At 67.0% G+C, this 15,320-nt stretch carries 19 protein-coding genes; 8 read left to right on the top strand and 11 right to left on the bottom strand.

Translation table 11 applies throughout. The features are described from left to right. The first annotated feature begins 42 nt into the window (after positions 1–42). Positions 43–528 (top strand): MarR family winged helix-turn-helix transcriptional regulator, encoded by a 486-nt coding sequence (locus ACEN8G_RS01815; protein WP_307119952.1) that lies wholly within the window; start codon positions 43–45, stop codon positions 526–528. 113 nt (positions 529–641) lie between these two features. On the opposite strand, the gene ACEN8G_RS01810 is transcribed toward ACEN8G_RS01815, so the two are convergent. After that, positions 642–1,304, bottom strand: a complete 663-nt coding sequence (locus ACEN8G_RS01810; protein ID WP_413416541.1) for an O-methyltransferase — start codon at positions 1,302–1,304, stop codon at positions 642–644. Between the two features lie 96 nt (positions 1,305–1,400). Here ACEN8G_RS01810 and ACEN8G_RS01805 point away from each other — a divergent pair, with 96 nt between their 5' ends. After that, on the top strand, positions 1,401–2,033 hold the full coding sequence (locus tag ACEN8G_RS01805) for a TetR family transcriptional regulator (RefSeq protein WP_413416542.1): 633 nt from the start codon (positions 1,401–1,403) through the stop codon (positions 2,031–2,033). 121 nt (positions 2,034–2,154) lie between these two features. On the opposite strand, the gene ACEN8G_RS01800 is transcribed toward ACEN8G_RS01805, so the two are convergent. The 10 genes from ACEN8G_RS01800 to ACEN8G_RS01755 form a co-directional block, all read right to left on the bottom strand. Further along, complete coding sequence (locus ACEN8G_RS01800) at positions 2,155–2,640, bottom strand: DUF6941 family protein (protein ID WP_413416543.1); 486 nt, start codon at positions 2,638–2,640, stop codon at positions 2,155–2,157. Beyond that, positions 2,637–3,041, bottom strand: a complete 405-nt coding sequence (locus ACEN8G_RS01795; RefSeq protein WP_413740720.1) for a helix-turn-helix domain-containing protein — start codon at positions 3,039–3,041, stop codon at positions 2,637–2,639. The genes ACEN8G_RS01800 and ACEN8G_RS01795 overlap by 4 nt, the downstream gene beginning before the upstream one ends. Beyond that, positions 3,013–3,498, bottom strand: coding sequence for a hypothetical protein (locus ACEN8G_RS01790; RefSeq protein WP_413416567.1), 486 nt, complete (start codon positions 3,496–3,498; stop codon positions 3,013–3,015). The genes ACEN8G_RS01795 and ACEN8G_RS01790 overlap by 29 nt, the downstream gene beginning before the upstream one ends. A 485-nt stretch (positions 3,499–3,983) precedes the next feature. Continuing rightward, entirely contained in the window at positions 3,984–5,225 is a 1,242-nt protein-coding gene (locus tag ACEN8G_RS01785) for a dienelactone hydrolase family protein (protein ID WP_413416545.1), read from the bottom strand. Positions 5,226–5,501: 276 nt separating this feature from the next. Continuing rightward, complete coding sequence (locus tag ACEN8G_RS01780) at positions 5,502–6,110, bottom strand: hemerythrin domain-containing protein (RefSeq protein ID WP_413416547.1); 609 nt, start codon at positions 6,108–6,110, stop codon at positions 5,502–5,504. A gap of 242 nt (positions 6,111–6,352) precedes the next feature. Further along, positions 6,353–7,138, bottom strand: coding sequence for a pyrroline-5-carboxylate reductase family protein (locus ACEN8G_RS01775; protein ID WP_413416549.1), 786 nt, complete (start codon positions 7,136–7,138; stop codon positions 6,353–6,355). 72 nt (positions 7,139–7,210) lie between these two features. Further along, complete coding sequence (locus ACEN8G_RS01770; protein ID WP_307119945.1) at positions 7,211–7,711, bottom strand: YbjN domain-containing protein; 501 nt, start codon at positions 7,709–7,711, stop codon at positions 7,211–7,213. A 106-nt stretch (positions 7,712–7,817) separates the two neighbouring features. Then, entirely contained in the window at positions 7,818–8,129 is a 312-nt protein-coding gene (locus tag ACEN8G_RS01765) for an accessory factor UbiK family protein (protein WP_413416551.1), read from the bottom strand. Positions 8,130–8,147: 18 nt separating this feature from the next. After that, entirely contained in the window at positions 8,148–8,705 is a 558-nt protein-coding gene (locus ACEN8G_RS01760) for a TspO/MBR family protein (RefSeq protein ID WP_413416553.1), read from the bottom strand. A gap of 128 nt (positions 8,706–8,833) precedes the next feature. Then, a complete protein-coding gene (locus tag ACEN8G_RS01755; protein WP_413416555.1) occupies positions 8,834–9,568 on the bottom strand; it encodes a TlyA family RNA methyltransferase in 735 nt (244 codons plus the stop codon). A 93-nt stretch (positions 9,569–9,661) separates the two neighbouring features. On the opposite strand from ACEN8G_RS01755, the gene ACEN8G_RS01750 reads away from it, so the two are divergent. From ACEN8G_RS01750 to dxs, 6 genes are all read left to right on the top strand, one after another. Next, positions 9,662–10,129: a lysozyme gene (locus ACEN8G_RS01750; RefSeq protein ID WP_413416557.1), complete on the top strand. Its 468-nt coding sequence runs from the start codon at positions 9,662–9,664 to the stop codon at positions 10,127–10,129. A gap of 109 nt (positions 10,130–10,238) precedes the next feature. Then, positions 10,239–10,916 carry an RBBP9/YdeN family alpha/beta hydrolase gene (locus ACEN8G_RS01745; protein ID WP_413416559.1) on the top strand — a complete coding sequence of 226 codons (678 nt, stop codon included), beginning with the start codon at positions 10,239–10,241 and terminating at the stop codon, positions 10,914–10,916. A 162-nt stretch (positions 10,917–11,078) separates the two neighbouring features. Beyond that, positions 11,079–12,059 (top strand): alpha/beta hydrolase, encoded by a 981-nt coding sequence (locus ACEN8G_RS01740; RefSeq protein WP_413416561.1) that lies wholly within the window; start codon positions 11,079–11,081, stop codon positions 12,057–12,059. 146 nt (positions 12,060–12,205) lie between these two features. Next, positions 12,206–12,592, top strand: a complete 387-nt coding sequence (locus ACEN8G_RS01735) for a MerC domain-containing protein (RefSeq protein WP_307119938.1) — start codon at positions 12,206–12,208, stop codon at positions 12,590–12,592. Positions 12,593–12,629: 37 nt separating this feature from the next. Next, on the top strand, positions 12,630–13,088 hold the full coding sequence (locus ACEN8G_RS01730; protein ID WP_413416563.1) for a Fur family transcriptional regulator: 459 nt from the start codon (positions 12,630–12,632) through the stop codon (positions 13,086–13,088). Positions 13,089–13,172: 84 nt separating this feature from the next. After that, the gene (gene dxs, locus ACEN8G_RS01725; protein ID WP_413416565.1) at positions 13,173–15,098 is read left to right on the top strand and encodes a 1-deoxy-D-xylulose-5-phosphate synthase; all 1,926 of its coding nucleotides are present in this window, start codon (positions 13,173–13,175) and stop codon (positions 15,096–15,098) included. The last annotated feature ends 222 nt before the right edge of the window (positions 15,099–15,320 follow it).

Here is a 15,320-nt window from a genome sequence, read left to right as displayed (position 1 = left end):
GCGGCTTGCAGCGAGTTAGGCGCGGTGGCAGAAAGCGTCAACATGGCTGCCCCAATTCCTGCATCCCCGCTGTTCCTTCGCGAGCCCGAGATCCGGCGCGGCGTCGAACTGCTCTATTTCGGGTACGCCCATCTGACCCGCTCGATCGATGCGGGCCTTGCCGAACAGGGCCTGGGTCGCGCGCATCACCGCGCGCTCTATTTCATCGCGCGCAAGCCGGACCTGACGGTGAGCGAGCTGCTCGCGATCCTGTCGATCACCAAGCAGTCGCTCGGCCGGGTGCTGACCGAGCTGGGCGACCGCGGCTTCGTCGAGACGCGCACCGGCGACAAGGACCGCCGCCAGCGCCTGCTGCGCCTCACCCCGGCCGGCGCGAAGCTGGAAGGCGAGCTGTTCGACGCGCTGCGCAGCAAGATGGCGGCGGCCTATTCGAGCGCCGGGCCGGGCGCGGTGGGCGGCTTCTGGGCGGTGCTCGAGGGGCTGGTGCCGGAGAGCGAGAAGCAGGTGGTGGCGATGCTGGGGCGGTAGTTTTATAAGCCCCTCCCCTTCAGGCGCATCAGGCCGGCCACGCCCCCGGCATGGCCTGAACAGCGCGGGGCGCTGTTCACCTTATTCGCCTGAAGGGGAGGGGCTTTTGAGTGTCACAGCCGGATCGACAGCTCGACCTCGTCATTGAACGGCATCGACATGTACCCGTTCACCACCGAACCGACCCGTTCCAGATATTCCGGGCAGTAATCGGCATTGTCGGCGATCAGGATCGTGCCGGGGCGCAACCGGCTCTCGAGCCGGTCGAGAATGTCCGAATAGAGCGCCTTGGCACCGTCGAGCAGCACCAGGTCGATCGTCTCCGGCAGATCGACCGCCAGCGTCTCCAGCGCATCGCCCTCGCGGAACTCGACCAGGTCGGCCAGGCCGCCCTCGATCAGGTTCGCCCTGGCGCGGGCGAGCTTCTTCGGCTCGAACTCGCTGGTGATCAGCCGGCCGCCGCCATTGTCGCGCAGCGCCGCCGCGAGGTGGAGCGTCGACAGGCCGAACGACGTGCCGAACTCGACGATCGAGGTGGCGCGCGTCGCCCGCGCCAGCATGTAGAGCAGCCCGCCCACCTCGGGCGTCACCGGCAGGGCGAAATCGGCGAGCTTCGCATAGAAGTCGCGGTACTGGGTCTTGCTGCGCATCATGTCGCGATGCTGCTCGGCGGTGGTGCCGGCAAAGGCCGGGCTCTGTGCCGGCGGATTGGCATCGACCTCGGCGAACAGGCGCGCGAGCAGGGGCGCCACGGGGGCGCCGGAAAGCGTCGTCATTTTGGGTTCTCCATGTGGAAGCAGGGGCTTGCCTGCCGGACCGGAAAATACGACTAGTTCGTCAGCTTTGACTATTCGCATTGGCGGAGAGCCCAGATGACCGACCGCCGGACCACCCACGTCGCCTCGCGGAAGAACCCCCAACAGGCCCGCTCGAACCAGCTGGTCGAGGCGGTGCTCGACGCCGCTGTTCAGGTTTTGACGAAGGAAGGCGCGCAGCGTTTCACCACAGCGCGAGTCGCCGAGCGCGCCGGAGTGAGCGTCGGCTCGCTCTACCAGTATTTCCCCAACAAGGCGGCGATCCTGTTCCGCCTGCAGAGCGACGAATGGCAGCGCACCTCCGCGCTGCTCCGCGGCATCCTCGAGGACCGGGCCACCCCGCCCCTCGCCCGGCTGCGCCGACTGGTCCATGCCTTCATCCGCTCGGAATGCGAGGAAGCGGCGATCCGCACCGCGCTGAGCGACGCCGCCCCGCTCTACCGCGACGCGCCCGAGGCGATCGCCGCCAAGGCGGAGAACGCCGAGATCTTCCGCACCTTCCTGCGCGAGACCCTGCCCGAAGTGCCGGAGGACCAGCGAATGCTGGCAGGCCGGCTGATCAAGATGACCTTCAGCGAAGTCGGCAGCAGCTTCTCCGAGACGCCGCGGACCGAAGCGGAGATCGTGGCGTGGTCGGACGCGCTGGCGGATATGCTGTGCGGCTATGTGGAGCGGTTGGCGGCGGGGTGAAGCCCGGAGGTGATTGCGCCACTTGGATCGTGAATGCGGACAACGGCTTTGGCGCTCGCGCCATGCTTGCCTGCTTCGCGCTACACTTCCGGACATTCATATCGGATCGCTCTGGGCTTGATCAGCCCGTGGCAGTGTCTGCTTCGTCGGCCTGCGGGGCGAAGCCAACCCTCAGTGCTCCCAGGTGAACTTCATCGTCTCCGATATAGGCACGGACCTTTACGCGCCCCGCCGATTCGAACTTGACGTTCCGCGCCTGCCAAGGGACCCGAAGACTGCCAAAGCGATTGGTGGTGCCAGCATCAAGCGGCAGCGGCGCCAGGTCCGCTTTCGTTTTCTCGGCCATCTTGAAATGACTTTCGCCGAGCAGGCGTTCGCCCACCGCGCTTTCGAAGGTTATGCGAAGCAAAACGTCGAGCTCGGGGTGAACAGGCGCAACGCGCAACGTGACAAGCGCAGCCAAAACCGGCGCACGACCGGGCGCGGGGCCATTATAAATCATTTCCCCGGAATACACGCCAACCAAGGTAAGTTTTCCACCCACCTCATGTCGGATGTCATCGCAGAATATCGTGTATCCGCTCGGCAAGCTGCTCTGGAAAATCATCCTTCTACAACGTCCACAAACTTTGTCCGCGATCCGGCGGGGGGCTGGAAACCACCCTCATCACCAAAGTCGAAATGGGCCCTGGTGTGAGGGCGCTCAATAGAGGCATCCCCCCAACTACTCTCCAAGTCCGCGGTCGTTGGCTTACGAAATTCCAGGACCGGCTCTCGCCCCATCGCAAAGGCCAGTTCCCCCACTCGTCCGAGGGAAATGTCCGCCCTGCCCTTCAATTCCCTCGTTATGACGGAACGGTGGACGTCGATCGTCCGAGCGATCTCCGCCTGTGTAAGGCCACGCTCGCGCCCCTCTTCATTGAGGGCGGCCAACAGCGCCCGGCGCACCCTGGCGATGAACCGGGCCGCGGCGAACCGGCTAGGGGAAAGAGTAATTTGAAACGACATTGTTCGGATCACTTCCAGTAATGAACGGCAGGCCCGCCAGCAGGCCCTGGGACCGGCGGCCGACCGCATTGCTGCAATAGGTCGGATAAAGCTTGTTCACCTTGATGTCCCCGGCGTGCCCGCCGTCATCGGCGATGAACACGTCCTTGAGAGGAAACCATCCAAAGACACGCACATCCGCAGTCTTCAACTCCCAAATGCCAGAACCAAGGTGCATGAGCGATTTGAGGTGCGGGCCGATCTCAAGAACCTCTCCCTCGCAGAAATCCGCCAGAAATGCCGCAATCTGTTCCGCCGGCGTCTCCTGAACGGTCCAGCTCGAAGACAGCCCCTGCAAATCGCCCCTTACGAAATCAACGAACGGCTGCAGCCCATATACATGCCTGTCATACACCTTCACTCCGGCGCGGTATTGGTGCAGAATTTCAGCATCGATAAGTTGCGCGATTGTTGACATGAAAGTCAACACCCCTGCGCTGGGAAGGTTCCTTCCCCGGGGAAAGTCCCGAAATTGCAGGAAGCTGCAGACTGGAAGGGGAAGGAAGCCGGCGCCGCCGCCCCTCCCGTCTCCCACAATGCGGCCTGCGAGGTTGGCCGGCTCGATTGCCCGAAGAGCTGCGTTATCGTTCCGAAAAGCCTGACCTGGAGCTGTGGGAATGCACTCCCAACCCGAAGGCCAATGCAAACGAAAACCATGAAGCTTGGGATGGTCAGGCTCATGTATAACAAGCTGCCGCAACACGGCGCTTTTCGCAACAGGAAGACAATCCATCAACAGGCGAGTGAAAAGCCTTATTTTCAACGTTCGCTTCTACATGTTCACCGGGAACGGTCGACAAGGGTCAGCGCACGAAAACTGCCCTTCCGCTTCCGACCCGATGACGATCATTCAAATGATGGATGGTATGGCCGCAAGGGAGGCGTCGACTAACGCCATCCCCCTCAATCCACCCGCACCACCGCCGTCGCCACCGAAGCCACATCCCCCCGCTCGCGCAGCGACTGCTCGATCGCCAGCCCGGTCCGCGCGACCTTGCCGGAATAGGCCGTCCGCCCGTTGACGATCACCTTCACCGGCCGGTCGAGGTTCAGCAGCCGGTCGGACAGGCGCAGCTCGGTGCCTGCCGGGACGGTGCCCGTCAGGGTGATCACCTGCCCCTCCACCGAAGCGACGATCTGGTCGCCCGCCTTGGCCGCCGCCGCGTCGGGGATGTGCAGCCAGTAGAAGCGGTCGTGCGTCACGTCGTCCTGCAGCCAGACGATACGCTTCGGCCAAGGGTTGCGGGTGAAGCCGGCCATCCAGGGCAGCGCCTCGGCGTCCTTGCGGTTCATCCAGTGCGGCAGGCCCGGATAGATGCGCGACATATGGACATAGCCGTCCGGATCGGCGGCGTGCAGCCGGTCGAGCTCGGCGGTCTTGTCCGCGGCGATCCTGTTGCGGTCATAGGCCGCGTCGGCACCGCCCATGAAGATCGCGAAGGGCAGGTTGCGCAGGCCGAGCACCGAGGATTCGTTCGGATGCCCCGCCATCATCGCCGCCGCGGCGAAGCGATCGGCCATGCGCGGCGCCAGCTGCCACACGCCGTCGCCGCCCGCCGAATAGCCCATCAGGTAGACGCGGTCCGGATCGACGCCGTTGATCGCCACCTGCGCGTCGATCAGCGCCTGGAACAGCGGGTCGATATGCCCTTCGTGCCACAGGTTCCACGTATCGGTCGGCGCGCGCGGCGCGAGATAGATGCCCTCGGCCGGCTCGTAGAGGCGGATCTGGTTGCGCCATTGCTGGTCGTTCACCGCCGGCTCGGCATTGCCGCCGCCATGCATCGAGATCCACAGGCTGCGCTTGCCCGGCGCCGCGTTGCCGAAGGTCTTGCTTTCCCATTTCAGCGTCTTGTCGCCGATGGTGATCTGCTTCGCGGCGACCGCATCGGCATAGCGCGCCGCGGTCGCGCGCAGATGCTCGGCACCAAGCAGCGCCAGCGCGCGGTCCGCCTCGGCGCGGCTGAGCGGGCGGGCGAGCGCGGGATCGTCGATCCGCCGCGCTGCATCGGGCCGGGCCAGCCATGCTTCGATGGCGGCAACCGGTGCCTGGGCGGCAGCGGGCCCGGCCCGGACCGGCGAAACGGAGAGGAGAAGAGCCGGGACGAGCGGGCTGGCGGCGAGCAGGAAACGGAGCGTGCGCATGCCGTTCCTCTAGCGAAACGGCACCGCCTGTCGACAAGCAATTGTTAGCGCTATCCTTTTCCTGCCGTCACAGCGGGAATGGCCTCAGGGCGTGTCGACATTCAACTATCCTCCCCCGCCAGGGGGGGAGGTGGCGCGCGTAGCGCGACGGAGGGGGAGGTAAGTGAACCGATAGTTGGCTGCTCACCTCCCCATCCGTCAGCCTAAAGGCCGACACCTCCCCCTGGCGGGGGAGGATACATCTCCGACAAGCCCTCGCTGAATGTCGATACGGCCTCAGGCCACCTTGAACCCTTCCTTGTTCATCGACAGCGTCAACGCCTTGTTCTTCTCGTCGCTCAGCCGGGCGCGCAGCATCGGGAAGAGGCGGAGTTCCTCTTCCTCCATATGCTCCTCGATCGCGGCGCGGAATTCGCGAACCTTGGCGATCCAGTCGGGCGAGGCCGTGGGCGTGTTCTCCAGCTCGTAGAGATACTGCTTCACATAGCCATGTTCCTTGGTGAGTTCGTCGGCAGCGTCGCGCTGGCCGGCCTCGCGCAGCGCCGGGTAGATGACGTTCTCCTCCTCCACCGCATGCTTCATCAGCGCGTGCTTGAGATGCGCGAGCAGCAGGTTGCGCTTGGTGGTGGAGCGTTCGTCGGTCGCCTCGATCTGGTCGAACACCTTGCGGGTCGCCTCATGCTCGGTGGCGAGTGCCTCGTCCCAATTGCCGGCGAGCGCGGTCGGCGCCTGGACCACCGCCTTGCGCCCGAGCAGCGCCAGCACGCCCAGCGCCATGCCGCCCGCCGCGGCGCCGGCGATCACGCCGAGATTGCTGGTCGCGCTGGTGCGCTTCGATCCGGTGAAGCGGCCGCTCTTGTCGCGGGTCGCGGTGGTGGTCGTCATGCTACGCCTCCGATGTTTCGCTATCTGCGGAACAACGGCGGAGGCGCGCGGGCGTTCCGGTAAGCGGACGCAACACGCAAGGGCACGGCGCACCAAATCCAATCCTCCCCCGCCAGGGGGAGGTGTCAGCCAAGGGCTGACGGAGGGGGAGGTAAGCTGCGAACAATCGGCTCGTCCACCGCCCCCTCCGTCGCGCTACGCGCGCCACCTCCCCCTGGCGGGGGAGGATTATAGGATTCCGGTCAGCGGCGGGCGGCGGCGGCCATTTCGGCGCTCCGGCGCGCCGATGCATCGAGCGTGGCGCGCAGCAGCGCCTTGATCGCATCACCGGCGTCGAGCACGTCGAGCCCCTTGCGGGTCGATCCGCCGGGGCTGGCGACCCGGTCAGCGAGCACCGCGGGCGACGCATCGGCCTGGGCGGCAAGCAGCCCCGCCCCTTCCACCGTGGCGACGGCAAGGCGCAGCGCCTGCTCCTCGCCAAAGCCGATCGACACGCCGGCCGAGGCGAGCGCGTCGATGAAGCGATAGACGAACGCCGGTCCGCAACCGGCGAGCACGCCGAGCCGGTCCAGCGCCGCCTCGTCGCCCCATTCGACCAGCCCGAGCGGCTGCATCAGCGCGTCGACGGCGTCGCTGCGGTCGCCCGCCAGCCCGACCACGCCCTTGCCGATCGCGACCGGCAGGTTGGGCATGGCGCGGACGATCGCCCCGGCCCGGAACCGGTCCGCGAGCGAAGCCAGCTCGACGCCGGCGAGGATGGAAATGAGCAAAGGCACGCCGGCGATGCGGGCGCCATGCGTCGCGGCGATCTCGTCGATCTGCTGCGGCTTCATGCCGAGCATCACCGCGTCGGGCAACGGCCCTTCGGGGAATGCGCGGCCCTGGCGCACGCCCGCGGGCAGGTCGCGGTCCTGGCGGTTGACGACGAAGACCTTGGCGGGATCCACCGTTCCCGCTTCGATCCAGCGGCGCAGCATCGCGCCGGCCATGTTGCCGCAGCCGACCAGCCAGAGACTAGAGAGTGTCATTTCCGATCCGTGCCAGACGAAGCCGTTCCCCGGCGAAAGCCGGGGAGCAGGAAAACGCAGCCGGCCTGGCGCTCACGCCTCGCCCTGGGTTTCGATGAGCGCGGAAGCCAGCGCGTCGGCCGGCGTCTTGCCGCCCCACAGCACGAACTGGAACACGGGATAGAAGCGCTCGCACTCGTCGATCGCGCTCTCGACCAGCAGCTCGGCCTGGTTGAGGCTGAGCGTCGGCTCGTCGCCGTCGATCATCGCGGCATGGCGGAACAGCAGGATGCCGCTCTGCGACCAGAGCTCGAAATGGCCGATCCACAGCTGCTCGTTGACCAGGCCGATCGTCTCATAGACCGCCGCGCGGCGCTCGTCGGGCACGCGGATGTCCGGGAAGGCGAGGAACTGAAGCACGCCGTCATCCTCGCGCCAGATCGCGCGAAGCTCATACTCCGTCCAGCTTCCCTTGACCTTCGCCACGATCTCGTCGTCCTCGCGGCTGTGGGTCCAGCCATGCGCGGCGAAATAGCTTTCGAGCATGTCGATAGGGGCTGCGTCGTCGCGGTCGAATTCCGCTTCGTCGAGCATCAGTTTCTCCACTGGGGCCGGATTGCTTGGCCAGAATCTGCCAACCGTACCGGGCCCGCACAAGCGCAGGGTTCGCAACCCTGCGCAAAAGCTGTGGACAAGGTGTTTATGCTTGTCCCGTAGGCTTCTTAGGCGATTTGGCCGCCTTGGGAGCCGCCGCCGCGGCGTTTCCGCCGCCCAGCTGTGCCTCCAGCGCGGCGAGGCGCGCGGCAAGCGCGTCATTCTCGTCGCGCGCGGCCACGGCCATCGCCTTCACCGCCTCGAATTCCTCGCGGCTGACGAAGTCCATGCCCCCGATCCACTCGCGGGCGCGCTCGCGCGCAGCGCCTTCGGTCTCGCGGGCGACGCCGGCCAGCGTGCCTGCCGCGCCGTTCACGAACTTCACGAAATCGTCGAACAGGCGGTTGTCGGTCTGCATGTCTCGTTCCTTACGCGATCACTTGATCTGTATTTCGTCAGCCGGACGCGCGGATACAAGGCTTCCGGCGTTCGGGTTGAGCTCGTGGATCTGATAGAGCAGGACGCCGGCAAAGGCGATCCAGGCCAGATACGGTACCAGCAACAGCGCCGCCAGGGTGCGGATGCGGGCGAAGAGCAGGAAGGTGATCAGCGCCAGCACGAACAGCGCGCCGATGATCGCCAGCGCCGCCACCACCTGGTGCATGCCGAAGAACACCGGCGACCAGGCGAGGTTCACCGCCATCTGCACCGCGAAGACGACGAGCGCCGGACCGCGCAGCGTCGATCCGCGCGCGTTGATGATCATCGCCAGCGCCAGCCCCATCAGGATGTAGAGCGTCGTCCAGGCGGCGGGGAACGCCCATTCGGGCGGCATGATCGCGGGCTTGGCCAGCCGCGCGAACCAGGGATTGTCGCTGCCCGACGGCGCAAGCCGCGCGGAGGTGAAGCCGAGCAGCAGGATGAACGGCACCGTGACCACGGCCCATCGCAGATAGGCGAGCCTCAGCTGCCCCTTCGATGCGATTTCCCTCAATGCGGCCTCCGGTTATTTCCTGCGGGCGCAAGGGCTATGTTGCAGCGCGCCGAAAGGCAAGCGTTGCCGTTATGTTTCCAGCTTTCGATCATCTCTATCCTCCCCCTGGCGGGGGAGGATTGGATGCATCACTCCCGCGTCGCGCCGATCAGGAATTCGACATTGCCCTCGGGCCCGGTGATCGGGCTGGTGGTGATGCCGTGCACCGTCCAGCCCTGCGCCGCGACCCAGTCGGACACTTCGCGACAGACGCGTTCGTGCACCGCGGCATCGCGGACCACCCCGCCCTTGCCCACTTCCCCGCGTCCCGCCTCGAACTGCGGCTTGATCAGCGCCGCCAGCCGCGCGCCGGGCTTGGCGAAGCGGAACGGCGTCTCGAGCACCTTGGCAAGGGAGATGAAGCTCGCGTCGCAGACGATGATGTCGACCGGCTCGGGGATATGCGCCTCGGTCAGGATGCGCGCGCTGGTCTGCTCGTGGACGATCACCCGCGGGTCCTGGCGCAGCTTCCAGGCGAGCTGGTTGGTGCCGCTGTCCACCGCATAGACGCGCGCGGCGCCCTTGCTCAGCAGCACGTCGGTGAAGCCGCCGGTGGAGGAGCCGACGTCGATCGCCACCGCCCCGGTCACGTCCCAGCCAAAATGGTCGAGCGCATGGGCGAGCTTGATCCCGCCGCGCGACACCCAGGGATGGTCGCGCCCCTTCACCTCGAGCTGGGTCTCTTCGGGGAATTGCTGGCCGGGCTTGTCGACCTTGCGGTCGCCGGCGAAGACCAGGCCGGCCATGATCAGCGCCTGGGCGCGGGTGCGGCTCTCGGCAAGGCCGCGATCCACGAGCATCTGGTCGGCACGCTGCTTGGGCATGGAGGCTCCTTAGGTGCAACCGCTTCGGATGCAAAGCCGCGCGCCTTTGCCGGGCGGCTGGGGCAGGATGGCGCGACAAGGGGAGAGCCGGATATGACGCCCAGCCAGAATTGCGTGTCGCTCGTCGAGGAGTTCGAAGGTTGCGCCCAGAAGCAGGCGGACGGCAGCTTCAAGGCCTATCCCGATCCCGGCACCGGCGGCGAGCCCTGGACGATCGGTTGGGGTTCCACCGGATCGGACATCACCGAGAGCACGGTGTGGACCCAGGCCCAGTGCGACGCGCGGCTGCAGTCGAGCCTCACCAGCTTCTCCGCCCAGGTCTCGTCGCTGCTCGAGGGGGGCGCGCCGACCAGCCAGAACCAGTTCGATGCGCTGGTCGACTTCGCCTATAATCTCGGCGTCGGGAATCTCTCGAGCAGCACGCTGCTCAAGCTCCACAAGCAGGGCGACTATGCCGGCGCCGCGGCGCAGTTTCCGCTCTGGGATCATGCCGACGGCAAGGTGATGCCCGGCCTGCAGAAGCGCCGCGCGGCGGAGCAGACGCTCTACGAAACCCCCTGATCAACGGCTCGGCGCAACCGGCCTTCGCCCCGGCGCAGCGCCTATTGCCTATCTAATTAGTAGGAATAAATTGCGCACTCCGGCCTGCTCTCCCTTGGAGTGCGCAACGATGACCATCTTCGCTCCGATTGACGACCATTCCCCGCTCGTCCTCACCGTCCCCGGGCTCGGTGGCTCGGGGCCCTCGCACTGGCAGACGCTCTGGGAGCAATCCCGCCCCGACACCAGCCGGGTCGAGCTCGGCATGTGGGACACGCCCCATCGCAACGCCTGGGTGACGCGCCTCGACCAGGCGATCCGCAGCGCCCAGGCGCCGGTGGTGCTCGCCGCGCACAGCCTCGGCTGCCTCGCCGTCGCCTGGTGGGCCGAGCTCTCGCCCCAGCCCTTTGGCTGGCCGGTGGCGGGCGCGCTGCTCGTCGCCCCGGCCGATGTCGACCGGGCGGAGGTGAAGCCCGAACTGGCCGGCTTCGCGCCGGTCCCCGCCAAGCCGCTGCCCTTCCCCTCGATCACCGTCGCGAGCCAGGACGACCCCTGGATCTCGATCGACCGCGCCCGCGATCTCGCCAAGCGCTGGGGCAGCTTCTTCGTCGATGCCGGCCCGCAGGGGCATCTCAACGCGGCCAGCGGCATCGGCTGGTGGCATGAGGGCCAGGCGCTGCTCGACCGGGTGCTCGATGCCGCGTCCGATCGTTCGGGCCGCGTCCGCACCGCCGCCGATGCGCGCTCGATCCTCGCGATCAACGCCACGGAAGCCGCGCAGGCCCATTATCTGGGCCAGCACGCATGAGATTCGGCGCGCCGGCGCTGCCGACCGGCGCACGACACTGGTAACTGCCCGCAAATCCTCTACATAGGAAATGCGGGCGTGGCCGGGTGGCGTACCCTAGAGCGTCACCCGGCCTACCCGCGCCCCTTTCCCTTACGTCCTGCTTGCGGCTAGACCGGCATCATGGATCGCCGAGACCTGCTCGCCGCCGGCCTGACCGGCCCGCTCCTCCCGCTCGCTACCAGGGCAGCGACCGGCGCGCCGTCCGGCCCGGTCAAGCCCGATGCCAGCTTCCCGATCTGGCCAAATGAGGCGCCCGGCCTGCTCGACAAGGGCCTTCAGGACCATGTCCTGGTCCGCAATCCCGATCCGAACTTCCCCGACCGGGCGATGGACCACATCCGCACGCCGCGGCTGGACGTGTTCCGCGCCGCCAACCCGAACGGCGCCGCGATGCTCGTCATCCCGGGCGGCGGCTATTCGCGGGTGGTGGTCGACAAGGAAGGCTATGAGCTCGGCACCTGGCTCGCCGCGCGCGGGATCACTGCCTTCGTGCTGTTCTACCGCCTGCCCGGCGACCCGTGGCGCAACAGCTGGAACGTGCCCTTTGCCGATGCCCAGCGCGCCATGCGGCTGATCCGCCACCGGGCCGCGCAATGGCAGGTCGATCCCGAGCGGATAGGCGCAATGGGCTTTTCGGCCGGCGGGCATCTCTGCGCCGATCTCGCGACCCGCATCGACGCCGCGGTCGGCCCTATGCAGGACGCGATCGACGCGGTCAGCGCCCGCCCGCTGCTGGCCGCGCCGATCTATCCGGTGATGACGATGGCGCCGCCCTTCGCCCATGCCGGCTCGCGAACCCAGCTGATCGGCAAGACGCCGAGCGCGACCGAGGTCGAGCTCTACTCGCCCGACAAGCAAGTCGATCCGAAGCGCACGCCGCCCTGCTTCCTCGTCCATGCCGAGGACGATGACGTCGTCCCGGTGGAGAACAGCCTGCTCTTCCGCGCCGCGCTCAAGGCGGCAAAGGTGCCGGTCGAGACGCATATCTTCGAGCAGGGCGGGCACGGCTTCGGCTGGGGCGCCCGCACCCAGGGCAAGCCGGCACACGCCTGGCCAGAGCTGTTCCTCGCCTGGGCGAAGGGCCACGGGCTGCTCGGTTGACACCCCTCCTTATTCCGTCATCCCGGCGAAAGCCGGGATCTCGTGCCGTATCGCGCCGCCGCCTGAGATCCCGGCTTTCGCCGGGATGACGAAGAAGTCGCGATGTTATGTTGTATCTTTAACCCGCTTGCCCTATATCCCCGTTCATGTCGGTGAGTCTCCCGCTGGCCCATGTATGGGGAAAGCTTGATGCGCGTCTCGATCGTATCGCGATCGGGATTAGCGGTTTGTGCCTGGTCCACTGCGTCACGACCACCATCCTGCTCACCGTCATCTCCTCGGCCGGCGGCCTGCTCAACCCGGCGATCCACGAGGTCGGCCTGACCCTCGCGATCGGCTTCGGCGCCTTCGCGCTGGTCAAGGGCGTGATGTCGCACGGCTATATGGCGCCAGCGATCGTCGGCGCCTTCGGCCTGGGCATCATGGGCGGCGCGCTCTCGCTGCCGCACGGCGATTTCGAGATCTTCTGGACGCTGGTCGGCGTCAGCCTGGTCGCGCTGGGCCACGACCTGAACCGCCGCGCCACCTACTGAGCTTGCCGCAAAGGCCCCGCGGGCCTACATTGAAACCATGCACGCGCACGATCACCACGAGCATCACGGCAACGAGCTGACCAAGGTCGCCCAGAGCACGCTGGAGAAGTCCGGCGAGCAATGGACCGCGATGCGCGAGCGCGTGTTCGAGGCGCTGGCCGGCTTCGACAAGCCGGCTTCGGCCTATGACATCGCCGAGGCCGTCTCCAAGGCCGAGGGCCGCCGCGTCGCCGCCAACAGCGTCTACCGTATCCTCGACCTGTTCGTCGGCTCGAACCTCGCCCGCCGGGTCGAGAGCGCCAACGCCTATATGGCGAACACGCACCCGGACTGCCTGCACGATTGCATCTTCCTGGTCTGCGACAGCTGCGGCCAGACCACGCATATCGACGACGACTCGATCACCAAGACGGTGCGCGCCGCCGCCAAGGGCACGGGCTTCTCGCCCGAGCGCCCGGTGATCGAAGTGCGCGGCAAATGCGCGGATTGCGACTGATCGCTCTCCTAGGGCGCCGCCTGCACCAAAAATCCACAACCGCAACGTTCGACTTCGTGAAAACGGAGGAGTAAGGGCAGTCGGATGGCCGATCTACCCAGCACGCCGCTGCTCGATACCGTCGACACGCCCGATGACCTGCGCAAGCTCCAGCCGCACCAGCTCCGCCAGCTGGCCGACGAACTGCGCGCCGAGACGATCAGCGCGGTAGGCACCACCGGCGGCCATCTCGGCTCCGGCCTCGGCGTGGTCGAGCTGACCGTCGCCATCCATTACGTCTTCAACACCCCCGACGACCGGCTGATCTGGGACGTCGGGCATCAATGCTATCCGCACAAGATTCTCACCGGCCGGCGTGACCGCATCCGCACGCTGCGCCAGGGCGGTGGCCTGTCGGGCTTCACCAAGCGCAGCGAGAGCGAATACGACCCGTTCGGCGCCGCGCACTCCTCGACCTCGATCTCGGCCGCGCTCGGCTTCGCGGTCGCCAACAAGCTGGCCGGCACGCCGGGCAAGGGCATCGCGGTGATCGGCGACGGCGCGATGAGCGCCGGCATGGCCTATGAGGCGATGAACAATGCCGAGGCAGCGGGCAATCGCCTCGTCGTGATCCTCAACGACAATGACATGTCGATCGCTCCGCCGGTCGGCGGCCTTTCCGCCTATCTCGCGCGGATGGTCTCGTCGTCCGAATATATGGGCCTGCGCAGCCTTGCGAAGCGCGCGATCCAGAAGTTCTCGCGCCGCCTGACCACCGCGGCGGGCAAGACCGAGGAGTTCGCCCGCGGGCTCGTCACCGGCGGCACGCTCTTCGAGGAGCTGGGCTTCTATTATGTCGGCCCGATCGACGGCCATAATCTCGACCACCTGATCCCGGTGCTGGAGAATGTCCGCGACAGCGCGGAGGGCCCGATCCTCGTCCATGTCGTCACCAAGAAGGGCAAGGGCTATGCCCCGGCCGAGGCGGCGGCGGACAAGTATCACGGCGTCCAGAAGTTCGACGTGATCACCGGGGCCCAGGCCAAGGCGCCGCCGGGGCCGCCCGCCTATCAGAACGTGTTCGGCGACGCGCTGATCGAGGAAGCCAAGCGCGATCCCAGGATCGTCGCGATCACCGCCGCCATGCCCTCGGGCACCGGCGTCGACCGCTTCGCTCGGGCCTTCCCCGATCGCAGCTTCGACGTCGGCATCGCCGAGCAGCATGCGGTGACCTTCGCCGCCGGCCTTGCCGCGCAGGGCATGCGGCCCTTCTGCGCGATCTACTCGACCTTCTTGCAGCGCGCATACGACCAGGTCGTGCATGACGTGGCGATCCAGAACCTGCCGGTGCGCTTCGCGATCGACCGCGCCGGCCTGGTCGGCGCGGATGGCGCGACGCATGCCGGCAGCTTCGACGTCACCTATCTGGCGACGCTTCCCAATTTCGTGGTGATGGCCGCGGCCGACGAGGCCGAGCTGGTCCACATGACCCACACCGCCGCGCTGCATGACAGCGGCCCGATCGCCGTGCGCTATCCGCGCGGCAACGGCACCGGCGTCGAACTGCCCGCCGTCCCGCTACAGCTGGAGATCGGCAAGGGCCGCGTGGTCCGCGAGGGCAAGACCGTCGCGATCCTCTCGCTCGGCACGCGCCTGGCCGAGGCGCTCAAGGCCGCCGACACGCTCGAGGCCAGGGGCCTGTCGACCACCGTCGCCGACCTGCGCTTCGCCAAGCCGCTCGACGAGGAGCTGATCCGCCGCCTGCTCACCACGCACGAAGTGGCGGTGACGATCGAGGAAGGCGCAATCGGCGGCCTCGGCGCGCACGTGCTGACCATGGCGAGCGACCAGGGCCTGATCGACGCCGGCCTCAAACTGCGCACCATGCGCCTGCCGGATGTGTTCCAGGACCAGGACAAGCCCGAGCTGCAATATGCCGAGGCCGGCCTCCAGGCCGAGAATATCGTCGACACGGTGCTCAAGGCACTGCGCTGGAACGAGACGGCCGTGAGCGACGGGGCGAGGGCGTAACCCTTCTCCCTCTCCCCGCTTGCGGGGAGTGGGTCGGGGAGCGGGGCAGTGTGTCCTGCCCACCCCCGCCGACCCTGAACGCTCAGTCCATGCCCCTCTCCCAACCCTCTCCCCGGAGGGGAGAGGCTAGATGAAGCGCCCCAATAGCCCGAGGTTATGTCCGTCGAACCTTTGTTCCGATGGACAGGTGCGCCCGCACCCATCACCCTCCCCGATCAAAGC

Origin of the sequence: Sphingomonas sp. Sphisp66, assembly GCF_047324325.1 — a bacterium.
Lineage (GTDB): Bacteria > Pseudomonadota > Alphaproteobacteria > Sphingomonadales > Sphingomonadaceae > Sphingomonas.
The sequence above is the reverse complement of the archived record's forward strand: the minus strand, read 5'-3'. Positions and strand labels throughout refer to the sequence as shown.

Coding starts and splice junctions, on each gene's coding strand:
- ACEN8G_RS01815 (WP_307119952.1), top strand. CDS start 43: ATGGCTGCCCCAATTCCTGCATCCCCGCTGTTCCTTCGCGAGCCCGAG.
- ACEN8G_RS01810 (WP_413416541.1), bottom strand. CDS start 1,304: ATGACGACGCTTTCCGGCGCCCCCGTGGCGCCCCTGCTCGCGCGCCTG.
- ACEN8G_RS01805 (WP_413416542.1), top strand. CDS start 1,401: ATGACCGACCGCCGGACCACCCACGTCGCCTCGCGGAAGAACCCCCAA.
- ACEN8G_RS01800 (WP_413416543.1), bottom strand. CDS start 2,640: ATGATTTTCCAGAGCAGCTTGCCGAGCGGATACACGATATTCTGCGAT.
- ACEN8G_RS01795 (WP_413740720.1), bottom strand. CDS start 3,041: ATGTCGTTTCAAATTACTCTTTCCCCTAGCCGGTTCGCCGCGGCCCGG.
- ACEN8G_RS01790 (WP_413416567.1), bottom strand. CDS start 3,498: ATGTCAACAATCGCGCAACTTATCGATGCTGAAATTCTGCACCAATAC.
- ACEN8G_RS01785 (WP_413416545.1), bottom strand. CDS start 5,225: ATGCGCACGCTCCGTTTCCTGCTCGCCGCCAGCCCGCTCGTCCCGGCT.
- ACEN8G_RS01780 (WP_413416547.1), bottom strand. CDS start 6,110: ATGACGACCACCACCGCGACCCGCGACAAGAGCGGCCGCTTCACCGGA.
- ACEN8G_RS01775 (WP_413416549.1), bottom strand. CDS start 7,138: ATGACACTCTCTAGTCTCTGGCTGGTCGGCTGCGGCAACATGGCCGGC.
- ACEN8G_RS01770 (WP_307119945.1), bottom strand. CDS start 7,711: ATGCTCGACGAAGCGGAATTCGACCGCGACGACGCAGCCCCTATCGAC.
- ACEN8G_RS01765 (WP_413416551.1), bottom strand. CDS start 8,129: ATGCAGACCGACAACCGCCTGTTCGACGATTTCGTGAAGTTCGTGAAC.
- ACEN8G_RS01755 (WP_413416555.1), bottom strand. CDS start 9,568: ATGCCCAAGCAGCGTGCCGACCAGATGCTCGTGGATCGCGGCCTTGCC.
- ACEN8G_RS01750 (WP_413416557.1), top strand. CDS start 9,662: ATGACGCCCAGCCAGAATTGCGTGTCGCTCGTCGAGGAGTTCGAAGGT.
- ACEN8G_RS01745 (WP_413416559.1), top strand. CDS start 10,239: ATGACCATCTTCGCTCCGATTGACGACCATTCCCCGCTCGTCCTCACC.
- ACEN8G_RS01740 (WP_413416561.1), top strand. CDS start 11,079: ATGGATCGCCGAGACCTGCTCGCCGCCGGCCTGACCGGCCCGCTCCTC.
- ACEN8G_RS01735 (WP_307119938.1), top strand. CDS start 12,206: ATGTCGGTGAGTCTCCCGCTGGCCCATGTATGGGGAAAGCTTGATGCG.
- ACEN8G_RS01730 (WP_413416563.1), top strand. CDS start 12,630: ATGCACGCGCACGATCACCACGAGCATCACGGCAACGAGCTGACCAAG.
- dxs (WP_413416565.1), top strand. CDS start 13,173: ATGGCCGATCTACCCAGCACGCCGCTGCTCGATACCGTCGACACGCCC.